At 75.0% G+C, this 23,747-nt stretch carries 27 protein-coding genes and 1 riboswitch; of the genes, 8 read left to right on the plus strand and 19 right to left on the minus strand.

Going from position 1 to position 23,747, the window contains the following annotated elements:
- Window positions 1–50: 50 nt before the first annotated feature.
- Window positions 51–1,505 carry a dihydrolipoyl dehydrogenase family protein gene (locus OG617_RS15110; RefSeq protein WP_405102306.1) on the plus strand — a complete coding sequence of 485 codons (1,455 nt, stop codon included), beginning with the start codon at window positions 51–53 and terminating at the stop codon, window positions 1,503–1,505.
- Between the two features lie 46 nt (window positions 1,506–1,551).
- On the opposite strand, the gene OG617_RS15115 is transcribed toward OG617_RS15110, so the two are convergent.
- Window positions 1,552–2,319, minus strand: coding sequence for a crotonase/enoyl-CoA hydratase family protein (locus tag OG617_RS15115; protein ID WP_405102308.1), 768 nt, complete (start codon window positions 2,317–2,319; stop codon window positions 1,552–1,554).
- Window positions 2,320–2,444: 125 nt separating this feature from the next.
- Window positions 2,445–2,644: riboswitch (cobalamin riboswitch) on the plus strand.
- 36 nt (window positions 2,645–2,680) lie between these two features.
- Between OG617_RS15115 and bluB the strand changes: the two genes are divergently transcribed.
- The 3 genes from bluB (at window position 2,681) to OG617_RS15130 (ending at window position 4,771) form a co-directional block, all read left to right on the plus strand.
- Complete coding sequence (gene bluB, locus OG617_RS15120) at window positions 2,681–3,325, plus strand: 5,6-dimethylbenzimidazole synthase (protein WP_405102310.1); 645 nt, start codon at window positions 2,681–2,683, stop codon at window positions 3,323–3,325.
- 68 nt (window positions 3,326–3,393) lie between these two features.
- A complete protein-coding gene (locus OG617_RS15125) occupies window positions 3,394–3,738 on the plus strand; it encodes a hypothetical protein (RefSeq protein WP_405102312.1) in 345 nt (114 codons plus the stop codon).
- 181 nt (window positions 3,739–3,919) lie between these two features.
- Window positions 3,920–4,771 (plus strand): Rieske 2Fe-2S domain-containing protein, encoded by an 852-nt coding sequence (locus OG617_RS15130; RefSeq protein WP_405103718.1) that lies wholly within the window; start codon window positions 3,920–3,922, stop codon window positions 4,769–4,771.
- A gap of 88 nt (window positions 4,772–4,859) precedes the next feature.
- On the opposite strand, the gene OG617_RS15135 is transcribed toward OG617_RS15130, so the two are convergent.
- The 12 genes from OG617_RS15135 to OG617_RS15190 form a co-directional block, all read right to left on the minus strand.
- The gene (locus OG617_RS15135; protein WP_405102314.1) at window positions 4,860–6,044 is read right to left on the minus strand and encodes a LysM peptidoglycan-binding domain-containing protein; all 1,185 of its coding nucleotides are present in this window, start codon (window positions 6,042–6,044) and stop codon (window positions 4,860–4,862) included.
- Window positions 6,045–6,060: 16 nt separating this feature from the next.
- Window positions 6,061–6,432 carry a hypothetical protein gene (locus tag OG617_RS15140; protein ID WP_405103720.1) on the minus strand — a complete coding sequence of 124 codons (372 nt, stop codon included), beginning with the start codon at window positions 6,430–6,432 and terminating at the stop codon, window positions 6,061–6,063.
- Window positions 6,433–6,593: 161 nt separating this feature from the next.
- Window positions 6,594–7,202 carry a TadE family protein gene (locus OG617_RS15145; protein WP_405103722.1) on the minus strand — a complete coding sequence of 203 codons (609 nt, stop codon included), beginning with the start codon at window positions 7,200–7,202 and terminating at the stop codon, window positions 6,594–6,596.
- Window positions 7,203–7,264: 62 nt separating this feature from the next.
- Window positions 7,265–7,675: a TadE/TadG family type IV pilus assembly protein gene (locus tag OG617_RS15150; protein WP_405103724.1), complete on the minus strand. Its 411-nt coding sequence runs from the start codon at window positions 7,673–7,675 to the stop codon at window positions 7,265–7,267.
- A 158-nt stretch (window positions 7,676–7,833) separates the two neighbouring features.
- Window positions 7,834–8,049, minus strand: a complete 216-nt coding sequence (locus OG617_RS15155) for a hypothetical protein (RefSeq protein WP_405102316.1) — start codon at window positions 8,047–8,049, stop codon at window positions 7,834–7,836.
- Between the two features lie 29 nt (window positions 8,050–8,078).
- Entirely contained in the window at window positions 8,079–8,948 is an 870-nt protein-coding gene (locus OG617_RS15160; RefSeq protein ID WP_405103726.1) for a type II secretion system F family protein, read from the minus strand.
- A gap of 40 nt (window positions 8,949–8,988) precedes the next feature.
- Window positions 8,989–9,945, minus strand: coding sequence for a type II secretion system F family protein (locus OG617_RS15165; RefSeq protein WP_405102318.1), 957 nt, complete (start codon window positions 9,943–9,945; stop codon window positions 8,989–8,991).
- Complete coding sequence (locus OG617_RS15170) at window positions 9,894–11,474, minus strand: CpaF family protein (RefSeq protein WP_405102320.1); 1,581 nt, start codon at window positions 11,472–11,474, stop codon at window positions 9,894–9,896. The genes OG617_RS15165 and OG617_RS15170 overlap by 52 nt, the downstream gene beginning before the upstream one ends.
- Window positions 11,464–12,264: a ParA family protein gene (locus tag OG617_RS15175; protein WP_405102322.1), complete on the minus strand. Its 801-nt coding sequence runs from the start codon at window positions 12,262–12,264 to the stop codon at window positions 11,464–11,466. Before OG617_RS15175 ends, OG617_RS15170 begins: the two co-directional genes overlap by 11 nt.
- 2 nt (window positions 12,265–12,266) lie before the next feature.
- Entirely contained in the window at window positions 12,267–12,923 is a 657-nt protein-coding gene (locus tag OG617_RS15180; protein WP_405102324.1) for an SAF domain-containing protein, read from the minus strand.
- Window positions 12,920–13,918, minus strand: a complete 999-nt coding sequence (locus OG617_RS15185; protein ID WP_405102326.1) for a hypothetical protein — start codon at window positions 13,916–13,918, stop codon at window positions 12,920–12,922. Before OG617_RS15185 ends, OG617_RS15180 begins: the two co-directional genes overlap by 4 nt.
- The gene (locus OG617_RS15190; RefSeq protein WP_405103728.1) at window positions 13,912–14,451 is read right to left on the minus strand and encodes a hypothetical protein; all 540 of its coding nucleotides are present in this window, start codon (window positions 14,449–14,451) and stop codon (window positions 13,912–13,914) included. The genes OG617_RS15185 and OG617_RS15190 overlap by 7 nt, the downstream gene beginning before the upstream one ends.
- Before the next feature lie 821 nt (window positions 14,452–15,272).
- Between OG617_RS15190 and OG617_RS15195 the strand changes: the two genes are divergently transcribed.
- Window positions 15,273–15,983, plus strand: coding sequence for a prepilin peptidase (locus tag OG617_RS15195; RefSeq protein WP_405103730.1), 711 nt, complete (start codon window positions 15,273–15,275; stop codon window positions 15,981–15,983).
- A 14-nt stretch (window positions 15,984–15,997) separates the two neighbouring features.
- Here OG617_RS15195 and OG617_RS15200 read toward each other — a convergent pair whose 3' ends face one another.
- Both OG617_RS15200 and OG617_RS15205 read right to left on the minus strand, forming a co-directional pair.
- On the minus strand, window positions 15,998–16,624 hold the full coding sequence (locus tag OG617_RS15200) for a phosphatase PAP2 family protein (RefSeq protein ID WP_405102328.1): 627 nt from the start codon (window positions 16,622–16,624) through the stop codon (window positions 15,998–16,000).
- Between the two features lie 126 nt (window positions 16,625–16,750).
- Window positions 16,751–17,230 (minus strand): hypothetical protein, encoded by a 480-nt coding sequence (locus OG617_RS15205; RefSeq protein ID WP_405102330.1) that lies wholly within the window; start codon window positions 17,228–17,230, stop codon window positions 16,751–16,753.
- A 164-nt stretch (window positions 17,231–17,394) separates the two neighbouring features.
- Between OG617_RS15205 and OG617_RS15210 the strand changes: the two genes are divergently transcribed.
- Entirely contained in the window at window positions 17,395–18,246 is an 852-nt protein-coding gene (locus OG617_RS15210) for an SAM-dependent methyltransferase (RefSeq protein WP_405102332.1), read from the plus strand.
- Window positions 18,247–18,314: 68 nt separating this feature from the next.
- Here the strand turns inward: OG617_RS15210 and OG617_RS15215 are convergent, their stop codons facing one another.
- The 3 genes from OG617_RS15215 to OG617_RS15225 all read right to left on the minus strand — a co-directional run bounded on the left by OG617_RS15215 (window position 18,315) and on the right by OG617_RS15225 (window position 21,282).
- Window positions 18,315–18,917: an FHA domain-containing protein gene (locus OG617_RS15215; RefSeq protein ID WP_405102334.1), complete on the minus strand. Its 603-nt coding sequence runs from the start codon at window positions 18,915–18,917 to the stop codon at window positions 18,315–18,317.
- A gap of 16 nt (window positions 18,918–18,933) precedes the next feature.
- Window positions 18,934–20,886, minus strand: a complete 1,953-nt coding sequence (locus OG617_RS15220) for a protein kinase domain-containing protein (RefSeq protein WP_405102336.1) — start codon at window positions 20,884–20,886, stop codon at window positions 18,934–18,936.
- Between the two features lie 135 nt (window positions 20,887–21,021).
- On the minus strand, window positions 21,022–21,282 hold the full coding sequence (locus tag OG617_RS15225) for a hypothetical protein (RefSeq protein WP_405102338.1): 261 nt from the start codon (window positions 21,280–21,282) through the stop codon (window positions 21,022–21,024).
- A gap of 200 nt (window positions 21,283–21,482) precedes the next feature.
- On the opposite strand from OG617_RS15225, the gene OG617_RS15230 reads away from it, so the two are divergent.
- Entirely contained in the window at window positions 21,483–22,019 is a 537-nt protein-coding gene (locus tag OG617_RS15230) for a hypothetical protein (RefSeq protein WP_405102340.1), read from the plus strand.
- 110 nt (window positions 22,020–22,129) lie between these two features.
- On the opposite strand, the gene OG617_RS15235 is transcribed toward OG617_RS15230, so the two are convergent.
- Window positions 22,130–22,762 carry a TetR/AcrR family transcriptional regulator gene (locus OG617_RS15235; RefSeq protein ID WP_405102342.1) on the minus strand — a complete coding sequence of 211 codons (633 nt, stop codon included), beginning with the start codon at window positions 22,760–22,762 and terminating at the stop codon, window positions 22,130–22,132.
- Window positions 22,763–22,868: 106 nt separating this feature from the next.
- Here OG617_RS15235 and OG617_RS15240 point away from each other — a divergent pair, with 106 nt between their 5' ends.
- A complete protein-coding gene (locus tag OG617_RS15240; protein ID WP_405102344.1) occupies window positions 22,869–23,702 on the plus strand; it encodes an SDR family NAD(P)-dependent oxidoreductase in 834 nt (277 codons plus the stop codon).
- Window positions 23,703–23,747 lie beyond the last annotated feature (45 nt).

A 23,747-nucleotide genomic window follows, 5' to 3' on the forward strand; every position in this document is an offset into this window, starting at 1 on the left:
CACGGTGCGGTGCGATGGTCGCCGGTCGCGCCGTGCGGAATGCTGGCGGCATGGCGGAACCGGAACCGGAACTGGTGGACGTGGTCGTGGTCGGGCTCGGCGTCGGCGGCGAGGAGGTCGCCGGGCGGCTCGCCGAGGCGGGCCTCGACGTCGTCGGCGTCGAGCGGAGCCTGGTCGGCGGGGAGTGCCCGTACTGGGGGTGCATCCCGAGCAAGATGATGATCCGGGCGGCGAACGCGGTCGCCGAGGCCCGGCGGGTCAACGAGTTCGCTGGCGCGGCCCAGGTCCAGCCGGACTGGGCGCCGGTGGCGAAGCGGATCCGTGCGGAGGCCACCGACACCTGGGACGACCGGGTCGCCGTGGAACGGTTCACCGGCAAGGGCGGCCGGTTCGTGCGTGGCAGCGGCCGGCTCGACGGCCCCGGCCGGGTACGCGTCGGCGACCAGGTCTTCCAGGCCCGGCACGGGATCGTGCTCGGCACCGGCACCCGGCCCTCCGTGCCGCCGATCGCCGGGCTCGCCGACACGCCGTACTGGACGAACCACCAGGCCGTCGAGGTCGAGGAGTTGCCCGGGTCGCTGCTCGTGCTCGGCGGCGGCGCGATCGGGCTGGAGCTGGCCCAGGTCTTCGCCCGGTTCGGGGTGGCGGTGACGGTGGTGGAGGCGGCGGACCGGGTGCTCGCCGTCGAGGAGCCCGAGGCGTCCGAGGTGGCTGCCGCCGCGCTGCGCGCGGACGGGGTGCGGATCTCCACCGGGGTGAAGGCCGAGCGGGTCGACCACGACGGGCAGGCGTTCACGCTGGTCGCGGCCGGCGGCGTCGAGTTCACCGCCGAGAGGCTGCTGGTGGTGACGGGCCGGCGGGCGCACCTCGGCGAGCTGGGGCTGGACGGTGTCGGGGTCGACCCGTCCCAGCGGTACCTCGCCGTCGACGACCGGATGCGCGCCGCCGAGGGCCTCTGGGCGGTCGGCGACCTGACCGGCGAGGGCGCGTTCACCCACATCGCCATGTACCAGGCGGCCATCGTGGTGGCCGACATGCTCGACCACGTCCGGCGGGCACGATCCGGCCCGGACGCCAGCGGCACCGCCAGCGCTGGCGGCGGAGCGGCGAGCACGGCGGGGGCCGGGATCGCCGGCGGCGTGCCGCACGCCGACTACCGGGCGCTGCCCCGGGTCACCTTCACCGACCCCGAGGTGGGCGCGGTCGGGCTGACCGAGCGGCAGGCCCGCGAGCGGGGCATCAACGTGCAGGTCGGCGTGAGCCAGCTCGGCTCGTCCACCCGGGGCTGGATCCACCGGGCCGACGGACTGATCAAGCTGGTCGCCGACGCCGACCGGGGCGTGCTGGTCGGCGCGACCTCGGTCGGCCCGGCCGGCGGGGAGGTGCTGTCGGGCCTGGTGGTGGCGATGCACGCGGCGGTCCCGCTGCCCCAGCTCCGGAACATGATCTACGCGTACCCGACGTTCCACCGCGCCATCGAGGACGCCCTGCGCAACCTGAGGTAGTGCCGACGTCCGACGCGCGCGGGTCGTGCCGGTGCGGTACGGGCGGTCAGGGAGACGCGGGCGCGCCGTGCCGGCCGGCGCCCGCGGCGAAGCGGGCCGCGCCCGCCGCCGCGTCGGCCGCCAGCGACTCCGCGCCGTGGGCCAGCTCGACCGCGAGGGCCTCCGGCTCGGTCAGGTTGGCCCCGGCCAGCACCGCCGCCCGGTCGTTGCGCAGGCAGGTCTGCGGGTGGCGGGCGATCCCGGCGGCCAGCCGCTCGGCCTCCGCCCGGGCCTCACCCGGCGCGGCCAGCCGGTTCACCAGACCCATCGCGTACGCCTCCTCGGCCGGCACCGGTCGGCCGGTGAGGATCAGGTCCATCGCCCGGCTCTCGCCGATCAGCCTGGGCAGCCGGAAGGTCCCCCCGTCGACCAGCGGCACCCCCCAGCGCCGGCAGAAGACCCCGAGCACCACGTCGGACTCGGCCACCCGCAGGTCGCACCAGAGGGCCAGCTCCAGCCCGCCGGCCACGGCGTACCCGGAGATCGCCGCGATCACCGGCTTGGACAGCCGCATCCGCGTCGGGCCCATCGGGCCGTCGCCGTCGGGCTCGACCCGGTTGCCGCTGGGGGTGCCGATCGCCTTCAGGTCCGCCCCGGCGCAGAACGTCCCGCCCGCCCCCCAGAGCACGGCCACCGCCGCCTCCGGGTCGGCCTCGAAGGCGCGGAACGCGTCGGCCAGGGCCCGGGCGGTCGGCCCGTCCACGGCGTTGCGGGCCGCCGGCCGGTCCAGGATCACCGTGGTCACGGCCCCGGCGCGTTCGACCCGTACCCCCATCGGCGTCCCTCCCGGTCGGGCGGCTCGGCCCTCGGCCGCACCCTTCGGCTGGTGGCGTCCGCCCCGACATCGACCGTAGCGGCCCGTCCGTCCCGACGGCACACGGGCGGGGCGTTAGCATCGGCGACGGCACGATCATGTGAGGTGCCCCGCGCCTGCGGGGAGAATCGGGAAGCCGGTGGGAATCCGGCACGGGCCCGCCGCGGTGACCGGGGAGCCGCCGTCCACGCGCGTCACGCGCAGCCACTGGCCGCACGGCTGGGAAGGCGGACGGTTGGGCGTCGATCCGGGAGTCCGAAGACCGGCCTCGCGTCGGGTGCCCACCTCCCAACGGTGGGCCGAGCGCAGCGGGAGCCTGCCTGTGGACATCTACGACACCATCCACCGCCGCCGGGACGTCCGGGCCGAGTTCACCGGGGAGCCGGTGCCGGCGGACACCCTGCACCGGATCCTCGACGCGGCGCACGCCGCGCCCAGCGTCGGCTACTCGCAGCCGTGGGACTTCGTCCTGGTCCGGGACGCCGGGACCCGCAGCCGGTTCCACGAGCACGTCCAGGTCGAACGGGACACGTTCGCCGCCACCCTCGACGGCGAGGCGGCCGAGCGGTTCGCCCGGATCAAGATCGACGGAGTGCTGGAGTCGACCCTGTCGATCGTGGTCACCTACGACCCGGCGCGGGGTGGCCCGGCCGTCCTCGGGCGGCACGCCATCGCCGACGCCGGGCTCTACTCGGTCTGCCTGGCCATCCAGAACCTGTGGCTCGCCGCCACCGCCGAGGGGCTCGGCGTCGGCTGGGTCTCCTTCTACCGGGAGCCGTTCCTGGCCGGGCTGCTCGGCATCCCGGACGGCATCCGGCCGGTGGCGTGGCTCTGCCTCGGACCGGTCACCCACCTGGCGACCGTGCCGGACCTGGAACGACACGGCTGGCGGCGGAAGCGCCCCCTCGCCGAGGCGGTGCACCACGACCGTTGGGCGGCAACCGACCGGCGAACGGTTGATTCATGAACCTCGATTACTGAGATAGCGTGACCATCACTCTCAGTTCTCAACCCGCTACGTTCGGGAGGATCTTCATGCGTGCCACCGTCAGGGTCCTGCTCGCCTCCGTCCTCACCACCCTCGGCCTGACCGTCGCCGTCGCCACCCCGGCCCTGGCCAGCGCCCCCGCGCCCTTCTGCGAGTCCGGCGCGTCGCAGTTCTACTGCGACGCCACCAGCACCGGCACGACGACCTGGACGGTCACCTGGTACTCCGGCAGCGTCGGGACCTTCACGACCGCCGGACCGACCCTCTTCGCTGGCTGCCCCTTCTCCAACATCGGCCTGCCGGTGCGGGTCAACTACAGCTACTTCGACGGCAGCGTGACCCAGTACAGCGACACCGGTAGGTTCACCTGCCGCAGCGGCCCTTGGCAATAGCGGCCGGGTCCCGCGCCGCCGGCCGGTCGGCGGCGCGGGACCCCACCGCCGGCACCCCGGACTGGTGACGTGCGGATACGGCGGTGCCGGCCGCGTCCCCGGACTGCCGGTCGACACGTACGGCGACGGGCTCGTCACCGTCGACCGGTTTGCGCCCGCTCCTGCCGGGAAGTCGGACGGGATGCGGGCACTCTTGACGAGAATCGAACAGAATTCGGCGCTGGACGGGGTCGGGGACCGGCTGCAGCGCGCCGTCCAGGCCACCATCCGCCCGCAGCGGGTGCGCGACCTGCTGCACGGCGTCTTCCTCGGGCATCCGCTGCACCCGGCGCTCGTGCAGGTGCCGGTGGGCGCCTGGATCAGCGCCGCCGTGCTCGACCTCATGCCCGGCCAGCGTCGGGCGGCCACCACACTGGTCGGGCTGGGCACCGTCGGCGCCCTCCCGGCGGCGGTCGCCGGGCTGAACGACTGGGCGGCCCTCGCCCGGGACCAGCGCCGGATCGGCCTGGTGCACGCCGCCTCCACCACCGTCGGCCTGGCCCTGTACGCGGGCTCGCTGGCCGCCCGGCTGCGTGGGCGGCACGGGACCGGGCGGGCGCTGGCGTACCTCGGGCTGACCGCGGCGAGCGCGGGGGCGTACATCGGGGGGCACCTGGCGTACAAGCAGGGGGCCCAGGTCAACCAGAGCGTGCCCGAGCTGCACCGGATCAGCGACGGTTGGCACCCGCTGGCGGACCTGGCCGGGCTGCCGCAGCGGAGGCTGGTCACCCGCGAGATGGACGACGTCTCGGTGATCCTCTACCGGCACGGCGACGAGGTCACCGTGATGCTGGAGCGCTGCCCGCACCAGGGCGGCCCGCTCGGCGAGGGCGAGGTCACCGAGATCGGCGGGCACGCCTGCGTGGTCTGCCCATGGCACGGCAGCACGTTCCGGCTCAACGGCGGCGAGGTCATGCACGGGCCGTCCGGGAACGACCAGCAGATCCTGCCGACCCGAGTGATCGACGGGGTGTTGCAGGCCCGGCTGCCCTGAAGCTTCCCGCGCCGGTCGCGCCGCCGCTCCCGCCGGGTCGGGCGCGGCACTCCGCTGTGGGCCGGACCCGGCGACGGGGCGGCCGGCGTCAGTTCCGGCGGTGCCGGCCGGAGACCAGGGACCGCGCGCCGGCGGCGGCCCGGGCGATGCCCGGGCGGCGGCGCAGCCCGAGGACCGCGCCGATCTGCGCCCCGACGATGCTGGCCACGGCGAGCACCGCCGAGACCGCGAGCGGGCGGTTCAACTGGTCCTCCTCGCTCGCCCGGGACGCCCCGGCGGCCAGCGCCGGCTGCGACCCGGAGGGCGGCTGGCCCACCTGCTGGGTGCTGCGGGTGGACTCGGCCGACGGCTGGGTGGTCGACGGTGCGGGTGCCGGGCGGGTGGCCCGCGGCGTCGCGGCCGGCGGCGTCGCCGGGGTCGCCGGGGTCGCGGGCGCTTCGGCGGCGGCCGGCGGGGTGGCCGGGGCTGCCGGCGGGGGAGTGACCGCGCCGCCGGGGGTGGGGGCCGTGGGCCGGGCCACCAGCCGGCCGGTGGCGTGCGTACGGGCCCCGGCGTCGCCCGCGCCGTCGGGCAGCCTGATGAGCTGCCCCGGGCGGATCCGGTCGGGGTCGTGCAGCCGGTTCAGCTTCGCCACGTCCCGGTACCGGTCGAAGTCGTCGAGGTAGCGCTCGGAAATCTCGCCCAGGTAGTCGCCCTTCGCCACCCGGTACACCGCCGGCTCCACCGGCTCGGGGAGCTGGGCCGTCGTGGTGACCACGACCGGCGGCGCCGTCCGCGCGCCGACCGGGAGCGTCGCGCTGACCGGCCGCGCCGCCGGGGCCGCCGCGGCGACGGCCGGCTGCGCCGCCGTCGGGTACGGGCCGGCCAGCACCGTCGCCGCGCTGGCCGCGGCCGGGCTCGCCGCAATGATCAGGGCCACCGACCCGACCAGCGCCGCCGCGGCCCGCTGCTGCCGGCTCATGCCGGGCAGCCGGGGTGCCTGCCGGCGCAGCGACTGCGCGCCCAGCTCCACGAGCACCGAGAAGGCGAAGGTGGCCCAGCCGAACCAGCCGACCAGGGCCAGCGCCCGCAGGAAGAGCTGGCCGTCGTCCCGGCTGGTCAGCGTGGCGCCGATCTCGGCGAGGGCGGGTACGTGGTCGGGGAGCGGGTTGCCGGCGAACGCGATCAGCGCCACCGGCCCCCCGACCAGCACCGCGATCAGCACGACCAGCGCGCCGAACCCGGTGAGGACCTGTCCGGTCCGCCGTGCGGCGGAGCGACCCGGTGCGGCCATGGCGTTCCTTCCCTTCCTACGGGTCCTCGGTGAGGGCCCGCGCGGTGGCCTCACCGGAGACGGTGACGGTGTTGCCGAAGCCGAAGAAGCCGAGCATGTACCGGTCGTAGGTGACCGTGACGCGTACCCGGACGAGGGTCTCCCCGCCGACGACCGGGAACTCGACGGAGGAGGCGGTCACCTCCGTCGCGGCGAGGTAGCTGCTCACCGCGGCCCTGGCGGCCACCTGGTCGATCACCTTGGGCCCACCCTCGATGGCCTTGGCCCGGTCGATGGACTGGCCGCCGGTCCGGGCCGCCTCCGCGGCCAGGTTGTCGGCCCGCTGCATGGACCGCAGCTGACCGGCCCCGTCGAAGGCCAGCCCGATGATCGCGAGGACGCCGATCATCCCCGCCGCGAGGAACAGACTGACCCGGCCGTCGTCGCCGCGGAGCCGGCGGGCGACGTGGCCCCGGCCGCCGACCGCCCCCCGGTGCGCCGTGCCGGTGCCACCACCGTGGCGCTGCCGCCCGGATCCGGTACGCGGGTGCCGCGCGGGCGGGCGGGCGGTCACGACCGGCTCCGGTAGCGGTCCAGCGGGGAGGTGAAGGCGGCCGAGACCGTCCGGTTGGTCGGCATCGCCGGCAGCAGCGACAGGTCGATGTCGGCGAAGGACACCGTGCAGGCCACCCGCACAGTGACGGCGGCGGGCTTGCCGGGATCGCTGGCGAAGGCCTCGTCGAAGCTGACCGCATCGCCGCCCACCGAGCCGCTGAAGGTGAGTGTCGGCTGGCCGGCGCAGTTCGCCCGCTGCCAGTCGAGCTGGTTGCTCGCAGCGGCCCGGGCCTGCTGCCGGGCGGTGGCGGCGTCCCGGGAGATGGAGGCGGCCCGGGCGGCATCGTGCGCCGCCGACTCGATCGCCTCCTGTGCGATCGCCGTACGCCCGGCCACGCCGGCCAGCACGAGCAGCGCGAGGAACGCCGGGGCGAGCACGGCCACCTCGACGGCGACCGAACCGCGATCGTCCCGTCGCGGTTGGCGGGCGGCGACCGCACCGCGTCCGCCCCGTCGTGAGCGGGTGGCCGGCGGACCACCCTCGTCCCGCCTCGGGCGGTGGGCAGCGTCCGGATCGACGCCGGGGCGGCGTCGGCCGGGGGCCGCGTCCCACGCGTGCCGCAGGAGCCGGGCGACCCGAAACCGGCGCCAGTCGTCGGCCGGCACGGCATGTCTCCGCACGTCGCTCATCCCGTCGTCCACCGTTCGACCGTGCCGTGGGCGGTCTGTCGCACCGGGAAGCTCACCCAGGGGACGACCGACAGGGCGGTGCCGGTCACCGTGCAGGTCACCTCGGTGGCGGCCGTCACGCAGTCGGGCCCCGGCGAGTCCCAGCCGACCAGCCAGTCACCGGCCGAGGTGAGGAAGTCGGCCGCCCGCCGTTCCCCGGCCCCGTCGGGGGCTTGGAGGACGCGCTGGGCGTTGACCGCGCTCTGGGCGGCGTTCAGCGCGGTGGCCCGGGCGACGAACCAGGCGGCGGCCTGGATCGAGGCGAATAGCAGCACCAGGATCGCCGGCATCACGACGGCCAGCTCCACCGGGTTGGCGCCCCGGTCGGCCCCGCCGTCGACGAGTCTCCGCCGGGCCCCGGCCAGCAGCCCCCGGGACGCCTCCCCGGGCGGCCGTCGTGCGCCGTCGTGCGCCCGTCCGCCGGGTGGCCGCCGTACGCCGTCGCGCGCCCGCCCCGGTGCGCGCAGGCCGGTGGGCCGGTCGGCGGGTGTCGACCGGCTCCGGTCCGCGCGCGCGGGGCGGCTCGTCACGGCCTCGGCGCCTGCGGGGCGGTGTTGTCCGGGATGGCGCTCATCCAGTTGTTGGCCTTGGCCAGGGCGAGGCCGGTGACCGCCATGGCGACGGCGACCAGGCCGAAGATGATCACGGCGGTCGGTACCGGGCTGTCGCCGCGCTCGCCGTCGCGGCGCAGCTCGGTCAGCCTTGTCGTCAACGCGATGTGCAGGTAGGCGATGAGGTGCATGGCGTGCTCCTTCTAACTGGGGAGGGGTTTCACAACCGGGCGAGGAACGGGTAGACGGCGAAGCCGAGCAGCACGAAGACCAGCAGCGAGCCGGGGATGTCCAGCCGGCTGGTGACCCCCTCGGCGCGGGCCAGGTTGTCGGTGCGGATCTGGTCGCGCAGCGAGTCGGCCCGGCTGCGCAGCGTCTCGTGCACCTGCGCCCCCTCGCTGCCCGAGGAGCGCATGATCGCCCCGACGTCGCCCAGCTCCGGGATGCCGATCTTGTCGGCCAACTCGCGCAGCTCGTCCCAGGGCGAGTGCATCTGCATCTGGGCGATCCGCAGCGACTCCCGGATCCGGTCGAAGACCCAGCCGTCGCAGACTGCCGCGGCCCGCTCCAGGGCCTGCACCGGGCCGTGCGCGGCGGAGAGCTGCAACGCCACCAGGTCCAGGTAGGTGCAGACCGCCTGGCGGAACTCGTCCCGGGCGGCGTCCGCACGGGTCAGCACGCTGCGGTGCGCCAACAGGGCGGCGACCAGCGCCATCCCCAGGCTCCCCAGCAGCGGTACGATCACCGGCACGGACACCCCGCCGAGGAAGAGCACCGCACCGGCCAGGGTCGGGGTGGCTAGGCCGACCAGCGCGGAGAGCAGCAGGGACAGGGCGTACTGCTCCGGGGTGCGGTCGATCAGGGCGAGTTGCCGGTGCGGCGGACGCAGCCAGCGGGCCAGCCCGCCGACCCAGTCGAGGCGCTGCCCACCGCTCGCGGCGGCCCGGCCGATGCCCGGCGGCTGGTGCAGCCGGCGCAGCGCGGGGCCGAGCGCCGGGGCGGCCGGCAGCGCCTCCCGGACCACCAGGAAGACCCCGAGCCCCACCGCCGCGCCGCCGCAGACGGCGACGGTGAGCTGCCAGTTGAGGATCACCGGCGTCTCCTTTCGCTCGCAGACTCGCTCCTCGCGCTCACGCGATCGCCTCCGTCGGGTCGGGGGCGGGCAGGAACCGCGCCGGCCGGGGCGGCTGGCTCATCGCCCGAACCCAGGCCAGCAACCCGATGAACGCCCCGCCGAGCACGGCCATCACGAGCTGACCCGTCGGGGTGCCGTACGGGCGGACGTATTCGGTGTTGACCAGGCCGTACGCCAGGGTCAGCAGGGTCATCCCGGTGAGGAACCGGACCGCGAACCGCGGCTGGGTGCGCTTGGCCTCGATCTCCCGGCGGGTGGACACCTCGGCGCCGGCCGCGCTCGCGATGGAGCCCAGCACGTCGCCGAGCCGCTCGCCCCGGTCGGTCAGGTGCAGGATCAGCGCCGCCACCACCTGGTCACAGACCGGGTCCCCGATCTCGTCGGCGAACGCGAGCAGGGCCATGCGGGCCTGCCAGCCGGCCTGGAGCCGGGCGGCGAGCAGCCGGACCTCCTCCGCGATCTCCTCGGGCGCGGTGGCGATGGTGCCGAGGATGGCCTGCTGGAGGCCCTGCCCCGTGGACGAGACGTCCTTGAGCCGGCGGGTCCACTCGCCGACCGCCTCGATCCGGGCGATGGCCCGCTGCTCGGCGCGGCCGACCGCGAACAGCCACGGCGCGCCGGGCACCGCCACGGCGACCAGCAGGCCGACCATCGGCAGCCCGGTGAGCAGGAACGCCAGCGCGCCGGCGAGCACCGCGCCGCCGAGCAGCATCTGATGGTTGCGCCGCGCCCGGGCGGTGGTGCCGGAGCCGAGCCAGAGCCGGCGCAGCCCGCCACTCGGGCCCGCGCCCGGAGCCGGGCCGGCGGGACGGGTGGTGCCGACCAGCGCCACCACCGCCAGCACCAGGCCGGCCACGCACGCCGCGCCGGACACCACGGCGATCAGCTCGATGTTCGGGGTCACCGGGTCACCGGCCTGACGCCGAGCCTGGTGTGCCGGGGACGCTGCCACGCCCCGGCCCCGGCCTCGATCCACCGGCCCAGCAGCCGGGCGTCGTAGCCCACCCGCAGGAGCTGGTCGCGGACGCGTTCGGGCAGGTGACGGGGGATGGCCCGGCCGTCCGGCCCTGGGCCGAAGACGCTGGTGGTGGTGATCCGGCTGCTCTCGCCGACCCCGATCACCTCCTCCACGTGGGAGACGAAGCGGTACTTGCGGCCACCGATCGCGGTCTCGTCCTCGACGGTGACGTAGACGATCAGGTCGAGGGCGTTGCCGGCCATCCGGCGAGCCTGGTCGACGGTCATCTCCCGGCCGTGCGCCAGCGCCAGCTCGACGATCCGCTCGCCCACCCCGCCCGGGCTGCGGGCGTGGATGGTGCACATCGATCCGCGGCTGGTGGTCATCGCCTGGAGCATCGGCACGATCTCCCGGGACCGCACCTCGCCGACGATGATCCGCAGCACGCCCATTCGCAGCGACACCGGGATCAGGTCGGCGATGCTCACCTCACCGGCGGGGCGGCCGTCCAGCCCGCGCTCGCCGTGACCCTCCCGGGCCTCGAAGCTCATCACCGCCCGGTGCTTGTGCCCCCGGCGGGCGGGCAGCAGCTCCCGGCTCTCCTCCAGCAGCACGTACGGCTCGTCGGCCGGGATCTCGTCCATCAGCGCCCGGATGACGGTGGTCTTCCCCGCCCCGGCCAGCCCGGCGACCATGATGTTCAGCCCGGCCCGCATGGACGCCCGCAGGAAGTCGCGCAGCAGCGGGTCGATCATCTCGTCCAGGTCGCCCCGGCTGCCGGCGATGTCGTCGAGGCTCACCTCGAGGGTGTTGTGCTTGCGGATCACCGCGTACGGACGGTGGCTGACCAGGAACACGGCGGCCAGCCGGCTGCCGTCGGGCAGTTGCAGGTCCAGGGTGGGCTTAGAGGTGGACAGGGACCGCTCGGTCGCCCCGGCCCGGCGAGCCGCCGCCTGGAGGATCTCCACCAGCTCGTCGTCGCTGTCGGCGATCGGGTCGGCCCAGTCGACGCCGCCGCCGTGCCGGGTGATGCGCACCTGGTCGCAGCCGAGGATGTGCACCTCCTCGATGGTGTCGTCGACCAGCAGCGTCTGGAGCCGCCCGAGGCCGACCAGCTCGGCGGTCACCTGGTCGAGCAGCAGCCGCTCCTCCCCGGCGGGCATCGGGGTGCCGGCCCGGCGGACCGCGTCGGCGTACTCGGCGACGACCGAGACGGCGAGCCGGGCCCGCTCGACGTCCTCGGCGTCGGCGTCGAACTCCCGGCCGCGCTGCCACAGCGTGAGCCGTTCGCTCAGCTCCCGGCGCAGCTCCCGGACCACGGCGAAGTCGACCCGGGGCCGGGGCGCCGCCGGCGGTACGGTCGGGGGCGCAGACGGCGCGACGGGCGGCGGCGGGGCGGTGCCCACCGGCGGGACCGGCTGCTGGTGTCGCCCGTTCGGGGCCGGCGGCAGCGGCGGGGCGATGGAGGTCGCGCCCGGCTGCTGCGGGACCCGAGGGTCGTGCGACACCGGCTCAAACCGCATCCGGCACCCCTTGGACGGCCGGCCAGGCCAGCCGGGCCCGGCGGCGGTCCAGCAGCGCCCGGATCGGCACCTCCAGGGCGCCGGCCGCGCGCATCAGCGGCCGGCCGGCCCGCACGGTGCCGCCGAGGGTGAGCACCTCCGCGGTACGCGGGTCCTCCGGCAGCCGCGCGATCACCGGCAGCCGCAGCGCCTTGCTGATCTCGCCGCGCCCGTGACCGTCGCCGATCGGCAGCAGCCGCAGCGTGCCGGGTGGCACCCGGTGCTCGGTGAAGTCCCGCTCGATTGCCCGGATCATGGACCGGGTGGCGGAGAGGTCGGGCAGCTTCGCCCGGGTGACCAGCAGGACCACCGCGGCGGCGCGCAGGATCGGCCACGGCGGGCCGGCCACCTGGAGCCGCCCGCAGTCGACGAGCACGTCGTACGGGGGTTGGCCGCGCTCCAGGTCGAGGAAGAAGTCGGCGAACCGGTGCCAGAGCGGGGTGACGCTGCCGGCCTGTGCCGGGTCAACAACGCCGGGCAGCAGCAGCCGCTCCCGGCGGGGCGCGTCGAGGTCGACGAGCTGGGACCAGAACGCGGACTCCAGGCTCCCGTCGCGTAACTCCCCGACGGCCAGCTCGCCGATGCCCCGGGGGCCGTCCAGCGCCCCGCCGAGGTAGCCGGCGAGGACCGACCCGCCGGACGGGTCGCACTCGGCGAGCACCAGCCGCCGGTGCCAGGTCAGGGCGCAGGCCAGCGCGGTCGTGGTGACGCCCGGCGAGCCCTTGGCCGAGACCAGAGCGATGATCGCCATGGTCAGGCCGCCCCGGTCAGCACGACCGCGATCCGGTCCTGGGCGGCCAGCGCCACGATGGCCGGCACGTCCCGGGCGGTGAGCGCCACGTAGACCACGACGCTGCTGCTGCTCGGCGTGGCCGTGTCGATCACGGTTGCCTCGAACCGGGTGCTGCCGGCGCTCTGCCCGTTGGCGTTGCGGTTCGGAGTGCTGACCAGCAGCACCCGGTCGCCGGGGTGCAGCCGCTTCGCCGGCACCTGGCCCGGGGCGAGGTCGAGGGAGATCTGCTGCTGGCCGGGGCCGAGCAGCGGGTCGTCGGTGAGCTGGGCGGGGGTGAGCAGGGTGCCCGGGGCCAGCGCGACGGCCGCCCGCTTGCCGACCACCTCGTTGAGCCGCCCCGCCGGCACCGGCCGCAGCCCCTGCCCGCCGGCCACCTGCACGGTGACCAGGTCGTCGGCGCTGAGCGTCCGGCCCACCTCCACCGGACGGGCCACCGCGAGGTAGCTGCCGGTGGCCCGGACGGAGGTGACCGCGAACGCCGCGCCGAGGCCGCCGAGGGCGATCAGCAGCACCGCGAGGCCGAGCAGGCCGGGGCGGACCCGGCGTTGCCGGAGCACCTTGGGCGGGGCGATGGGGGCGTCCACCGGCCCCGTGCCGCTGCGCGTCGCCAGACTCACCTGGTCACCACCTGAAGCTCGTCGATCTCGATCTGGACCGTGCCGCTGGTCCGGGTCTGGGGGATGTCGCCGCTCTGGCCACCGCCGACCCAGTGCACGTTCCAGAAGGTGGTGGCGCTGACCTGGTACTTGTCGGCCCTGGTGTAGCCGCTGTGGTAGCCGCAGTCGGGGGAGGGGCCGCCGGCCTGCGGGCCGTCCGCCGCGTACGGGGTGCCGGGGCCGTCGCACTCGACCTGCTTGCCGTTGTCCATGTCCCAGACGGTCCGTTTTACGGTGGCGGTGATGGTCACCGTCAGCCCCCGGTCGGAGGCCGAGGCGGTCAGCGGGCCGAAGTAGTTTTCCCCCGGGCTGGCCCACATCCACACCGGCAGGCCGACCAGGCCGGGGCCCTTGCTCTTGCGCGGGGCGACCGCCGCCCGGGGCGGGAGCAGCGAGATCGAGGCGAGCGCGCGGCGGGCCAGCTCCTCCGGGTCGGGCGGGGTGCCATAGCCGGGCGGCGGGGCGTCCAACAGCTCCATACGCCAGCTGCCGATGTCCCCGCCGTTGCAGGTGAGCTGGTACCACTGCTTGCCCTCGGGGGTGTCCGGCGGCTGCGGCTCCCTCAGCTTGTAGTAGCAGCCGTCGCCGTTGTTGAACCAGCCGAGGATGGCGTCGTAGCAGGCGATGACCTTGCCGCCCCACTGGCACTTGCCGGCCGGCCCGTCGTTGCCGCCCCCGCCACCGGGGTTCCCGCCGCCGCCCGGGGTGCCCGGGTCGTCGTCCCAGATGTTGCAGTCGTTCTGGCCGATGGGGCATTCCACCCCGTCACCCCGGGCCGCCGCCACGGTGGCGGTGGGCGGGGCCGCCGCGACCGCGAGCACGAGGGCCAGGCCGATCCCGGCGAGCAGGCGTCCGGGCCGCGGATCGCGGAGCCAGCGGTGGGCGGGCTGTGGACGCAGCGCCACCGCGCCGGGCCGGCCCGGGGCCGCGCCGCCCCGTCCGTCCCGGGTCAGCACGGCTGGTCCTCGTGGGCGGTGCCGGAGCTGATCAGCCAGCGGCCGTCCGCATACCGGGTGGCCGTCGCGGTGGCCAGGTGCCGCCCGCCGCCCGAGCCGGGCACCACCTTCTTCGTCTTCGTGTAGACCAGCCGGTAGCCGGTGGCGTCCACACAGTCCTGGATCTCCACCGTGGCTGGGACGCCGTCCAGGCTCACGGAGGTGACGGTGGGATCGGAAACGAGCGTTCCGGTACGCATGGCACCGTGCTCCTTCGCGTCGCGAATTGCCAGTCGGACCCGGGTCAGCAATGGATCTGCCAGGAACCTGGTCAATTCCGGGTGGAACGGATCGCTGCGCCGGCTCGCCGTCCGGGACGCCGCGAGATATCCGGAATAGGCGGTGAGCGCCGATTCTCGGGCCGCCCGTTCCTCGGCCGCCGAATGGGCCGGGGTCGTCTTCGGTGGTGCCGACAGGGGCTGCGTCGTGGCCTCGGGTTCCGTGCCGCAGGCGGCGACCGGGCCGGCTGCCAGGGCCGCGACCAGGAAGATCATCCATCGGCCGGGGTGCTGTGCTCGCAACGCCGCGCCTCCTTGCTGGCGACCCGGCCGGGCGGCGTGCCGACCGCCCCCGGGCGTGCGGCAACGCGGTCGGATGATGTCATCCGGGCCCTGTTGCGTCACCGCAGTATTCGCCTGTGCTGATCTTTGAGAAGCCGTTGATCGATGTCCTCGTGTTGCCTCCGACGCCGCTTGCGAGGTTGCGTCGTACTCAAGGGGCGAGCATAAGCTGACGCCTGCCGATGCAACAGAGGCAATTCATGTGAACACTCTCGGTGACGGGTGGGTGATGGTGGTGGATGGCGCATGCGAGGCCGGACCTCGCGGGTCGGGGTCGCCCTCCGGTGGCACCGTGACGGCCGTCACATCGGCTGTGCGTGCGGGGCGCGTTGTCCTTTCGGCCGGTCAACCGGCCCGCTCCGGGAGGGTGGGTCCGAAATGCCCGCCGGTCGGGACGTCCCCCGCGCCCGTCCGGCCGCCCCGCCGACCGGGCAGATCGGCTGGGCCGTGGCGGGGTGTGGCCGGGTCGGATTCGGCGTCATCCGCTACACGAGGGCGACCTGAAGGTGACTCACCGTGTCCTGCTCGACTGGGCGACCCGGCCGGCCCGGGAGCCGGCCATGCCCGCTGACCCCCCGCCCCGGCCGCTCGCGGCACCCGTCGAGCCGATCCTGCCCGGGCCGGTCGAGCCCGAGCTGGTTGAGCCCGAGCTGGTTGAGCCCGGGTCGGTCGAGCCCGGGCCGGTTCCGTTCGTGCCGCCGGCCACGGCCGAGCCGGGGACTCCCGCCCGGCCGCGAGGGCGGCCGTGGGCCCGACTGGCGGCGGTCCTGGCCGTCGCCCCGGTGCTCCGTCTCGCGGTCGCCCGGTACGCCGTACCGCCAGGGGAGCCGGACCGGACAGCCTGCCCGCCCTGCGGCACGCCGCTCGCGCTCGACCGGCCCTGGCCGGCGCTCGGGCCGGCGGCCCGCTGCCCGACCTGCCGGTCCCGGGTCGGCGCGCCGCCCGGCACGGTCGAGGTCGCCGTGCTCGCGGCGCTGGCGGTGCTCGTGTCGGTGGGCGGGTCGCCGGGCGAGCGGGCGGCCCTGGCCTGGTGGCTCGGCTGGGCGGTGCCGCTGGTCTTCGTCGACGCGGCTGTGCACCGGCTGCCCGACCGGCTCACCTGGCCGGCAGCCATCGGGGTCCAGGCGCTGCTCGGGGTGGCCGCGCTGGCCGCCGCCGGGCCGGCCCCCTGGCTGCGGGCGGCGGCGGCCGGGGCCGGCCTGGCGCTCTGCTTCGCCGCCACCACCGTGGTGTTCGGGCGACGCGGTTTCGGCCTCGGCGACGCCAAGCTGGCGCTCGGGGCGGGCGCGCTGCTCGGCTGGTACGGCTGGCCGGTCCTGGTGCTCGGGGTGCTGGTCACGTTCGCGTTTTCCGCGCTGACCAGCCTGGCGCTGCTGCTGGCCCGCCGGGTCCGCTGGTCCAGCCACCTGCCCTTCGGTCCGTTCCTGGTGCTCGGCACGGTCGTCACCCTGCTCCTCGCCCGCTGACCAGGGTCCTTCCGTCAGTGGCCCCGGGTGGCGTCGGCCACCGGCCTTTCGGCCCGGCGTTCCCGGCGGCGCAGCACCTCCGCGACCGGCCGGGCCAGCAGCGGGGTGCCGACGGTGACCACCAGCGCACCGAGGAGCAGGCCGGCGACCACGTCGTGCGGGTAGTGCACGCCGACGAAGGTGCGGGAGAACGTGGCCAGCGCGGCCAGCGGGACCGCGTACCAGGCGAGTCGGGGGGAGAGCAACAGGACCGCGGCGGCCAGCGCGCCGGCGATCGTCGAGTGGTTGCTCGGGAAGGACCAGTCGCCCACGGGTGGGCAGTGCCCGGCGACGATCACCAGGTCGGCCGGGGTGCGGCAGGGGCGTTCCTCGTCCACCACGGTCTTGAGCAACTCGCTGCCGCCGTACGCGAGGACGACCGCGACCGGCGCGGCCACGGCGAGTGCGAGGCTGCGCGGCCCGGCACCCAGCCTCGGCAGGGCCGCCGCCACGAACAGGAGCCCGAGCAGGATGATCGACCATTCGGTGAAGTGCCCGGCGAACCACTGCACCGGCGCGGGCGTGCCGTCCGCGAAGTCGACGATGTCGCGGTACCAGTCGACGCTGAACTGCGGAACATCCGACAAGAAGCCCTCAATCATGCCTCAACCTACCAAGTGTTCATCTTCCGTTCACCTGATCACATGGTAGGAGGCCGAGCCCGACCCTCGCAGCGGACGAACGTCAGGGGGCCGCCCCGACCAAGGTCGACGCGGGCCCGGGGCAGCTCACAACTGGCCGGGCACCGGCCGGGGCACGCCGCCCGACATCCGCTCGACGACCTCCTCCAGGGCCTCGAACGCGTACGCCCAGTTGTGGCACTTGAAGCTGCGCAGCCCGTCGATGGGCGTCCGGCAGTCGGCGCAGTGCACGCCGGCGATCGCGTCCGGCACCTCCGTGTTGACGTACCTGCGGTCGCCGAGGATCACCCGGGCGATCATCGCCGGGTCGTGTACGCCGTGCAGCGCCGACGAGACGATGTCGAGCCAGGTCATCCGCCGACCGCACTTCGGGCAGTCCGGCTTGTCGCCGCTGACCCACAGCGGCGCCCCGATGCTGCGCGCCGGCATCCCGAGCAGCTTCTCGATCCGGCGGACGTCGTGTTCCGGCGTCACCCAGCGGTGCCGGCCGGGCAGCGAGGCCGGTGAGTCGTACACGGCGCGGAACAGCACGGGGTCGACCTCGACGGTCTCTCGCTGACGGGTCATCGCGTACCTCCTCGACCTGGCGGCGCCGACCCGGCGCCGCAGCCCCACCGTCGCCACGGGCGGACGACGGACACAACCGGATCAACGACACGCGGGGTCGATGGCGGTCGTACGGGGTGCTAGACATTCAGGACGCGAACCGAGCCGCCCAGTGGAGGGACACCGTGACCAGCGAGCCGGCACCGACCGCACCCGGCGCGGGAGAGAACGACGCCACCAACGCCGGGGCGACCGGGGCGGGCGGGGCGGGCGCCGAGAACCGGCCGAACGTCGCCCGGATGTACGACTACTACCTGGGTGGCTGCCACAACTTCGCCGCCGACCGGACCGCCGCCCGGCAGGTGCTGGAGATCTTCCCGGACACCGGCGTCGCCGCCCAGACCAACCGCGCGTTCCTGCGTCGCGCCGTCAGGTACGCCGCCGAGCGGGGCGTGCGGCAGTTCCTCGACATCGGCGCTGGGCTGCCCACCCAGGGCAACGTGCACGAGGTCGTGCAGTCGGTGGCCCCCGACTCGCGGGTCGTCTACGTCGACTACGACGAGGTCGCCGTCGCGTACGCCCGGCGGCTGCTCGGCGACGCGACCCGCACGGTCGTGGTCCGGGGCGACCTGCGCCGGCCGGACGAGCTGCTGACCCACCCCGACGTGACCGCGTCGATCGACTTCAGCCGCCCGGTCGCCGTGCTGCTGGTGGCGGTGCTGCACTTCGTGCCGGACGCCGAGGACCCGTACGCGGCGGTTGCCCGGCTGCGCGACGCCACCGCCCCCGGCAGCCAGCTCCTGCTGTCCCACCTGACGTTCGACGGCGCCCCGCCGCTGCCCGCGCAGCGGGGCCGGGCCGTCTATCAGCGGAGCACCGCACCGCTGGTGCCCCGCAGCCGCGCCGACATCCTCCGCTTCTTCGACGGGTACGACCTGGTCGAGCCGGGCCTGGCCTGGCTGGCCGACTGGCGGCCCGACGGCGAGCCGCAGGACGGGGTGTCGCACGGCTACGGCGGGGTGGGCGTCCGCCGCTGAAGCCCCACGAGCCGGGACGCGGCACGTCGATGGTGGCGCGTCGGCGGCGGCGGGTCAGGTGCGGCGGGTCAGGGCGTGGCCGACTGCTGGCCGGTCGAGCCGCGGCGCACCGCCTCGCTGGCCAGCCGCGACCGACGCCGGTCCTCGTTGGAGGTCAGGTCGAACTTGTCGTACAGCCGGGAGAGGTGCTTCTTCACCGCGCTCTCCGTGACGTGCAGGGCGGTCGCGATCGCGCGCACCGAGGGCGGCTCGGGGAACGGCTGGCCGCCGGAGACGTACGGGCGGCAGAGCATCGCGAGCACCTCCTGCTCGCGTGGGGTCAGGGCGGGCGGCGCGGGCGGCGGCTCGACGTGCAGGGTCCGGGTGCCGGGGTGCTCCGACGGGGCGTGGAAGAGCAGCCGGGCCGGGCCGATCTCCACCCGGTCCCCGTCCCGCAGGGTCTGCGCCTGACGCACCGGGCTGCCGTTGACCGTGGTGCCGTTGGTGCTGCCCAGGTCCCGGATCGACCAGCCGGACGGGTAGCGCTCGACCAGGGCGTGCAGGCGGGATACAAGCCTGCTGTCGATGGGCAGCTCGTTGGTCTTCGCCCGCCCGATGGTCAGCGCGTCGGCGGTCAGCGGCACCAGCCGGACGCCGCCCGGGCCGTACACCTCGAAGTACCCCTCCGCCACCCGCGCCTCCGAACGGTCAGTCGCCGCAGTACGGCTCGGTCGTCGCGCTGGTCGGCACCCCGGTCCGCACGCTCGTCACGGTGGCGGTCGCCGTGGTGCAGCCCTCGCCGTCCACCGGGAGCGGCTCGGTCCACAGCTCGAACGGCTGCCCCGTCGCCCGCTGCCGCACCCCGACCGGCCCGAGCGCGTCGGGTGCCCCCGGCGGTCCGGCCGCCCCGGTCCCGGGGCGGACCGCGAGGTCGACGTCCCAGGTGCCGCCGTCGGTCGCCGCGTTGTCCCGGTACTGCTTCCACACCCAGACGTATGCCATCGCCGCCCGGCAGGCAGGCGACCAGTACTGCTTCACCGAGATCGCGCGTAGGCCGCCGGCGTACCCGTACGCCGACGTGCCCACCTGGTAGGCGTCGTCGTAGCAGCGGCCCGGGGGCGCGTCGTCCCGGCTCGCCCGGCGCGGGTGGCCGGTCCCGACCACCCGGACGGTCACCGGGTCCGGCCACCCGGCCACGGTCAGCGCCAGCACCGGCCGGCGCGGCCCCGGCTCGCGGGGGACGAAGACCAGCCGCGCCTCGCACGCCCGCCCGGGCGCCAGCGGCCGGGCCGTGCATCCCTCGACGGTGACCCGGAGGTCCCCGCCGTCCGCCCCGGTCGGCGCCACCCGCGTCACCCGCACCGCCCGGTCGCCCGGGTTGCGCACGGTCACCGTCTGCTCGGCGGAATCCACGTTGACTTCCTGGTCACCGAAGGTCAGCTCCACCGGCACCTCGACGGGAGCCGGGTCGGGTCGGGCCGCCGACCCGCCGGTGGCCAGCACCGACACCAGCGCGACCAGCAACCCGGCGGCACCGGCCAGCGCGCGCCGGGGCGCCCCGGGCGGCTGTCGGCCCTGCATGGTGGCGGTGAGGTCCAGGTCGAGGGCCGCCCGGCGGCGCGCGCTGAGCGAGAACCGGGGCCGGGGCGGCGCCTGGTCGCCATCGGCGGCCGGGGTGTCGTCCGGGCGCGGGCCGGCGACCCCGTCGTCCCCGCCGCCGGGCACGAGCGGGGTGACCGGCTGGCCGGCGGCGCGCTGTGCCCGCTGGAGGTCCTCGGCGAACGCCACCGCCGTCGGATGGCGCAGCGCCGGGTCCTTCGCCATCGCCCGCTCCAGCACCACGCACACCGCATCGGGTACGCCGGCCGGCCGCAGGTCGGGCACCGGGTCGGCGGCGACCCGCCGGAGCAGCCGCGCCAACGGCTCCGCCTCGTCCGACGGTGCCTCGGCGAAGGCGGGCGTGCCCCGGATCCAGTGCAGCACCGACGATGCCAGCGCGTACACGTCCGAGGCGACCGAGGCCGGCTCGCCGCGCAGGATCTCCGGCGCGGCGTGCAGCACGCTCGTGGTCACCCGGCGCCGCCCGGGGACGGGTTCCGCCGCCCGGGACCGGGCCAGCCCGAAGTCGGCCAGCTTCGGCTCGCCGTACCGGGAGATCAGGATGTTCTCCGGCTTCACGTCGCGGTGCAGCACTCCGGCCCGGTGCGCGGTCTCCAGCGCCCCCGCCACCGTGATCCCGCCGGCCACCGCCGCTGGCCATCGCTGCGCCGCCGACGCCGCGTCGGGTGCGTCGCCCGCCTGGCCGGCGGCCAGCCGGTCGGTCAGCGAGCCACCCTCCTCGTACGCCATCAGCAGGTACGGGTTGCCGGCCGCCGTCCGACCGGCCTGGTGCAGGGTGACGATGTGCGGATGGTCGGAGAGCCGCCCCAGCACCCTGAGCTCGCGCTCGAAGCGGGCCCGGGACGGGCCGTGCCAGTCGGCGGCGAGGATCTTGACCGCCACCCAGCGGGAGAAGTCGGGCTGCCAGGCGCGGTAGACCACGCCGAAGCCGCCGCGACCGATCTCCACCGCGTCCGTGCAGCCGGCTACGCCGAGGTCGAGCCCCGGGACTACGTCGGCCTCCCCGGGGCGGCGGGGCGCCGACTGCTCTGTGTGGACCATGGCGGCTCATTATGACCGAGGGATGCGCCAGGATTGTCGTCCGCTACCGGCCGGTCACCTGTCGCCCGGCCGTGCCGGGCGCCGGGAGACGGCCAATCGGGTGGGGCCCGGTCGATGCCGAGCCCCATCCGACCGCTACGGCAGGTTCGGCGGGCAGGTCGTCCGGTGCCAGGTGGAGTAGCGGGTACGGACGCCGTACTCGAAGTCCTCCAGGCAGTTGCCGTACACGTACATTCCGACCTCCACGGTCTTGCTGGCGTCGGAGTAGTAGATGAAGGTGATGCTCTCGTTGTCGTTGGGGTACGGCAGGGCCATGGCCGGGCTGGCCACGACCGCCGTGGTGCCGGCGACGGTCAGCAGGGTGGCGAGGACGGCGTTCCGCACGAACTTCTTCAACTCAGGGCCTCTCGATCGAGCGGGATGGATGCTCGGATAATAGTCGTCCATCGATCTCCAGCCCAGGGGTTCCAACCTCGCCCCGAATTCCTGGGAGGCTCGGCGACCCGGCAAACTGGGTGGATGGGCCACCGCGGGTCGGATCGACATGATCGGCCTGCCGCTGCGGGCCACGGACGGGCAGGAGTGAACCGGCTGGCATGACCGATCCAGACGACGGAGCACGGGTGGCCGCGTCGATGTCCGGCCGACTCGCCGCCCTGACCTTCGTGGACCTCACCACCGAGCAGGTCACCGAACTGCTCATCGACGTGATCGCCGACTGGGGCACGGCGCAGGGCTGGCGCGTCTACCGGCGGGCGGCCAGCGTGGTGCCGCTTCCGCCGCCGATGTCCGGGCAGCGATCCGTCATCGACGTCGCCTGTGCCCGGCCCGCCGCGCCGCCCGTGGTGATCGAGGTCGACCACACCGACCGGCGCCGTACGGTCGAGAAGCTCCTCGCCGAGGCCGACGCCGGGCGGGTGCCGATCTGGGTCCGGTGGGGTGCCCGTGGCTTCGTCGAACCACCGGAACCGGTCCGGATGGTCACCGTCCCGGTCACCGCGCGGCGCGGCGAGGCCGGCGCGCGGCTGCACTCCCGCCAGCCGGCGCGGCAGCTCCCACCGCCGGAGCACCGCGCCGGGCCGCTCACCGCCGGCCCGCCGGACTCCCTCTTCGATTCGACGGGCGGGAGCTGACGCGGCTGCGTGGTGCCCCGGCGGCCGCCGGTCGCGGAGGAACCCCGGCCGGAACGGGCTGCCCGGCGGCTTCAGCCGGCAGGCGGGTAACGGTAGGCAGGGGCGACCCGTCAGCGATCGGCTTGCGGGGGGCGGGACGGGCCTGGGTCGACATTGTGGGCGGGGGCGAAGGCCCGCAGGGTGGCCTCGACGAGCGCGTCGGCGTATGCCTCGTCGAGTGGCCCGGCCCGGTGCAGCCAACGCTGGGTGAACGGGGCGTAGAGGAAGTCGAGGCAGAGGGCGAGATCCGCATCGGGGTGGAGCTGTCCGGCGCACTGTCCGGAGCGCAGCCGGGCGAGCTTGGCCTCGGTGAGCGGGCGGTCGACCTTCTCCCGGTAGAGCGTGGCCAGCGCGGGGTCGACGGCGATCTCGGCGTACAGGGCGCGGAGCAGGGCCGACAGTGCCGGGTCGGTGAACTCGGCGGCGGTGGCCCGTAACACCGTCTTCAGGTCGGATTCCAGATCGCCGGTGTCGGGCAGGGTGATGGCGCCAGCATCGTCCTCGCTCAGCGCGCGTACCGCGTCGAGCGCCACCGCGCCCTTCGACGGCCACCAGCGGTAGATCGTCTGCTTGCCGACGCCGGCCCGGCGCGCGATCGCCTCGATCGACACTCGGGGATATCCGACCTCGACGACAAGGTCGCGGGCGGCGGCCAGGATCGCCAGGCGGGACCGGTTGTTGCGGCGGGCTGCATCGGGTGGCACGGGTGGAGCATATATCGAGACGAGACGGTCCGTCTTGACATGGCTCAGGGTGTGGGTGAAAGTGAGAGACGAGACGGTCCGGTCCGTCTCGTTAAGGAGAATGATCATGCGAACCTGGTTCATCACCGGCGCCTCCCGTGGCCTCGGGCGGGCGTTCACCGAGGCCGCACTCGCCGCCGGCGACCGGGTGGTCGGCGTGGCGCGGGACGTCGGCCCACTCGACGACCTGATCGCCGCAGCGCACGGGCGGCTCGTTGCGTACCCGCTCGACGTCGCCGACCGTGCCGCCGTCCTAGCCGGAGTGCGACGGGCGACCGACGAACTCGGACGGCTCGACGTCGTCGTCAACAACGCCGGCGGTGCGCTGCTCGGAATGGTCGAGGAGGCCACCGAGGACCAGGCCCGGGCACACCTCGACGTCAACTTCTTCGGCGCGCTCTGGGTCAGCCAGGCCGTGCTTCCGGTGCTGCGCGAACAGGGCAGTGGGCACCTGTTGCAGGTGTCGTCGATGGGCTCCTCCGGGGGATTCGCCTCGACGGGCCTGTACAGCGCGGGCAAGGCGGCACTCGACGCTGTCAGCGAGGCCCTCGCGATGGAGGCCGAGTCGTTCGGGATCCGGGTCACGATCCTCAACCCCGGCGGGTACGAGACCGGGCTGTTCACCAAGGGGCTGACCCAGACCGCACCCCACCCGGTGTACGACTCGCTGCGCGCGAGACTGAACGAGATGTGGAGCGCCGCCGAGGACTTCGACCCGGCACTCGCCGCCGACGTGGTGATGCGGGTGGTGGCGCTGCCCGACCCGCCGAAGCGGATCGTGCTGGGCGGGGCGGCGTTCGACATGGTCCGCGAACTGGACGCGGCACGCGCCGCCGAGTACGCGCGCTGGGAGGACCTCAGCCGACTGGGCGACCGACCCACCGCCGCCCAGGGGCGGTAGCCCGTGCCTACGGAACACCTGGCCGGGCACCTTCATCATCAACCC

The organism is Micromonospora sp. NBC_01412 (assembly GCF_045040215.1).
GTDB lineage: Bacteria > Actinomycetota > Actinomycetes > Mycobacteriales > Micromonosporaceae > Micromonospora > Micromonospora rubida.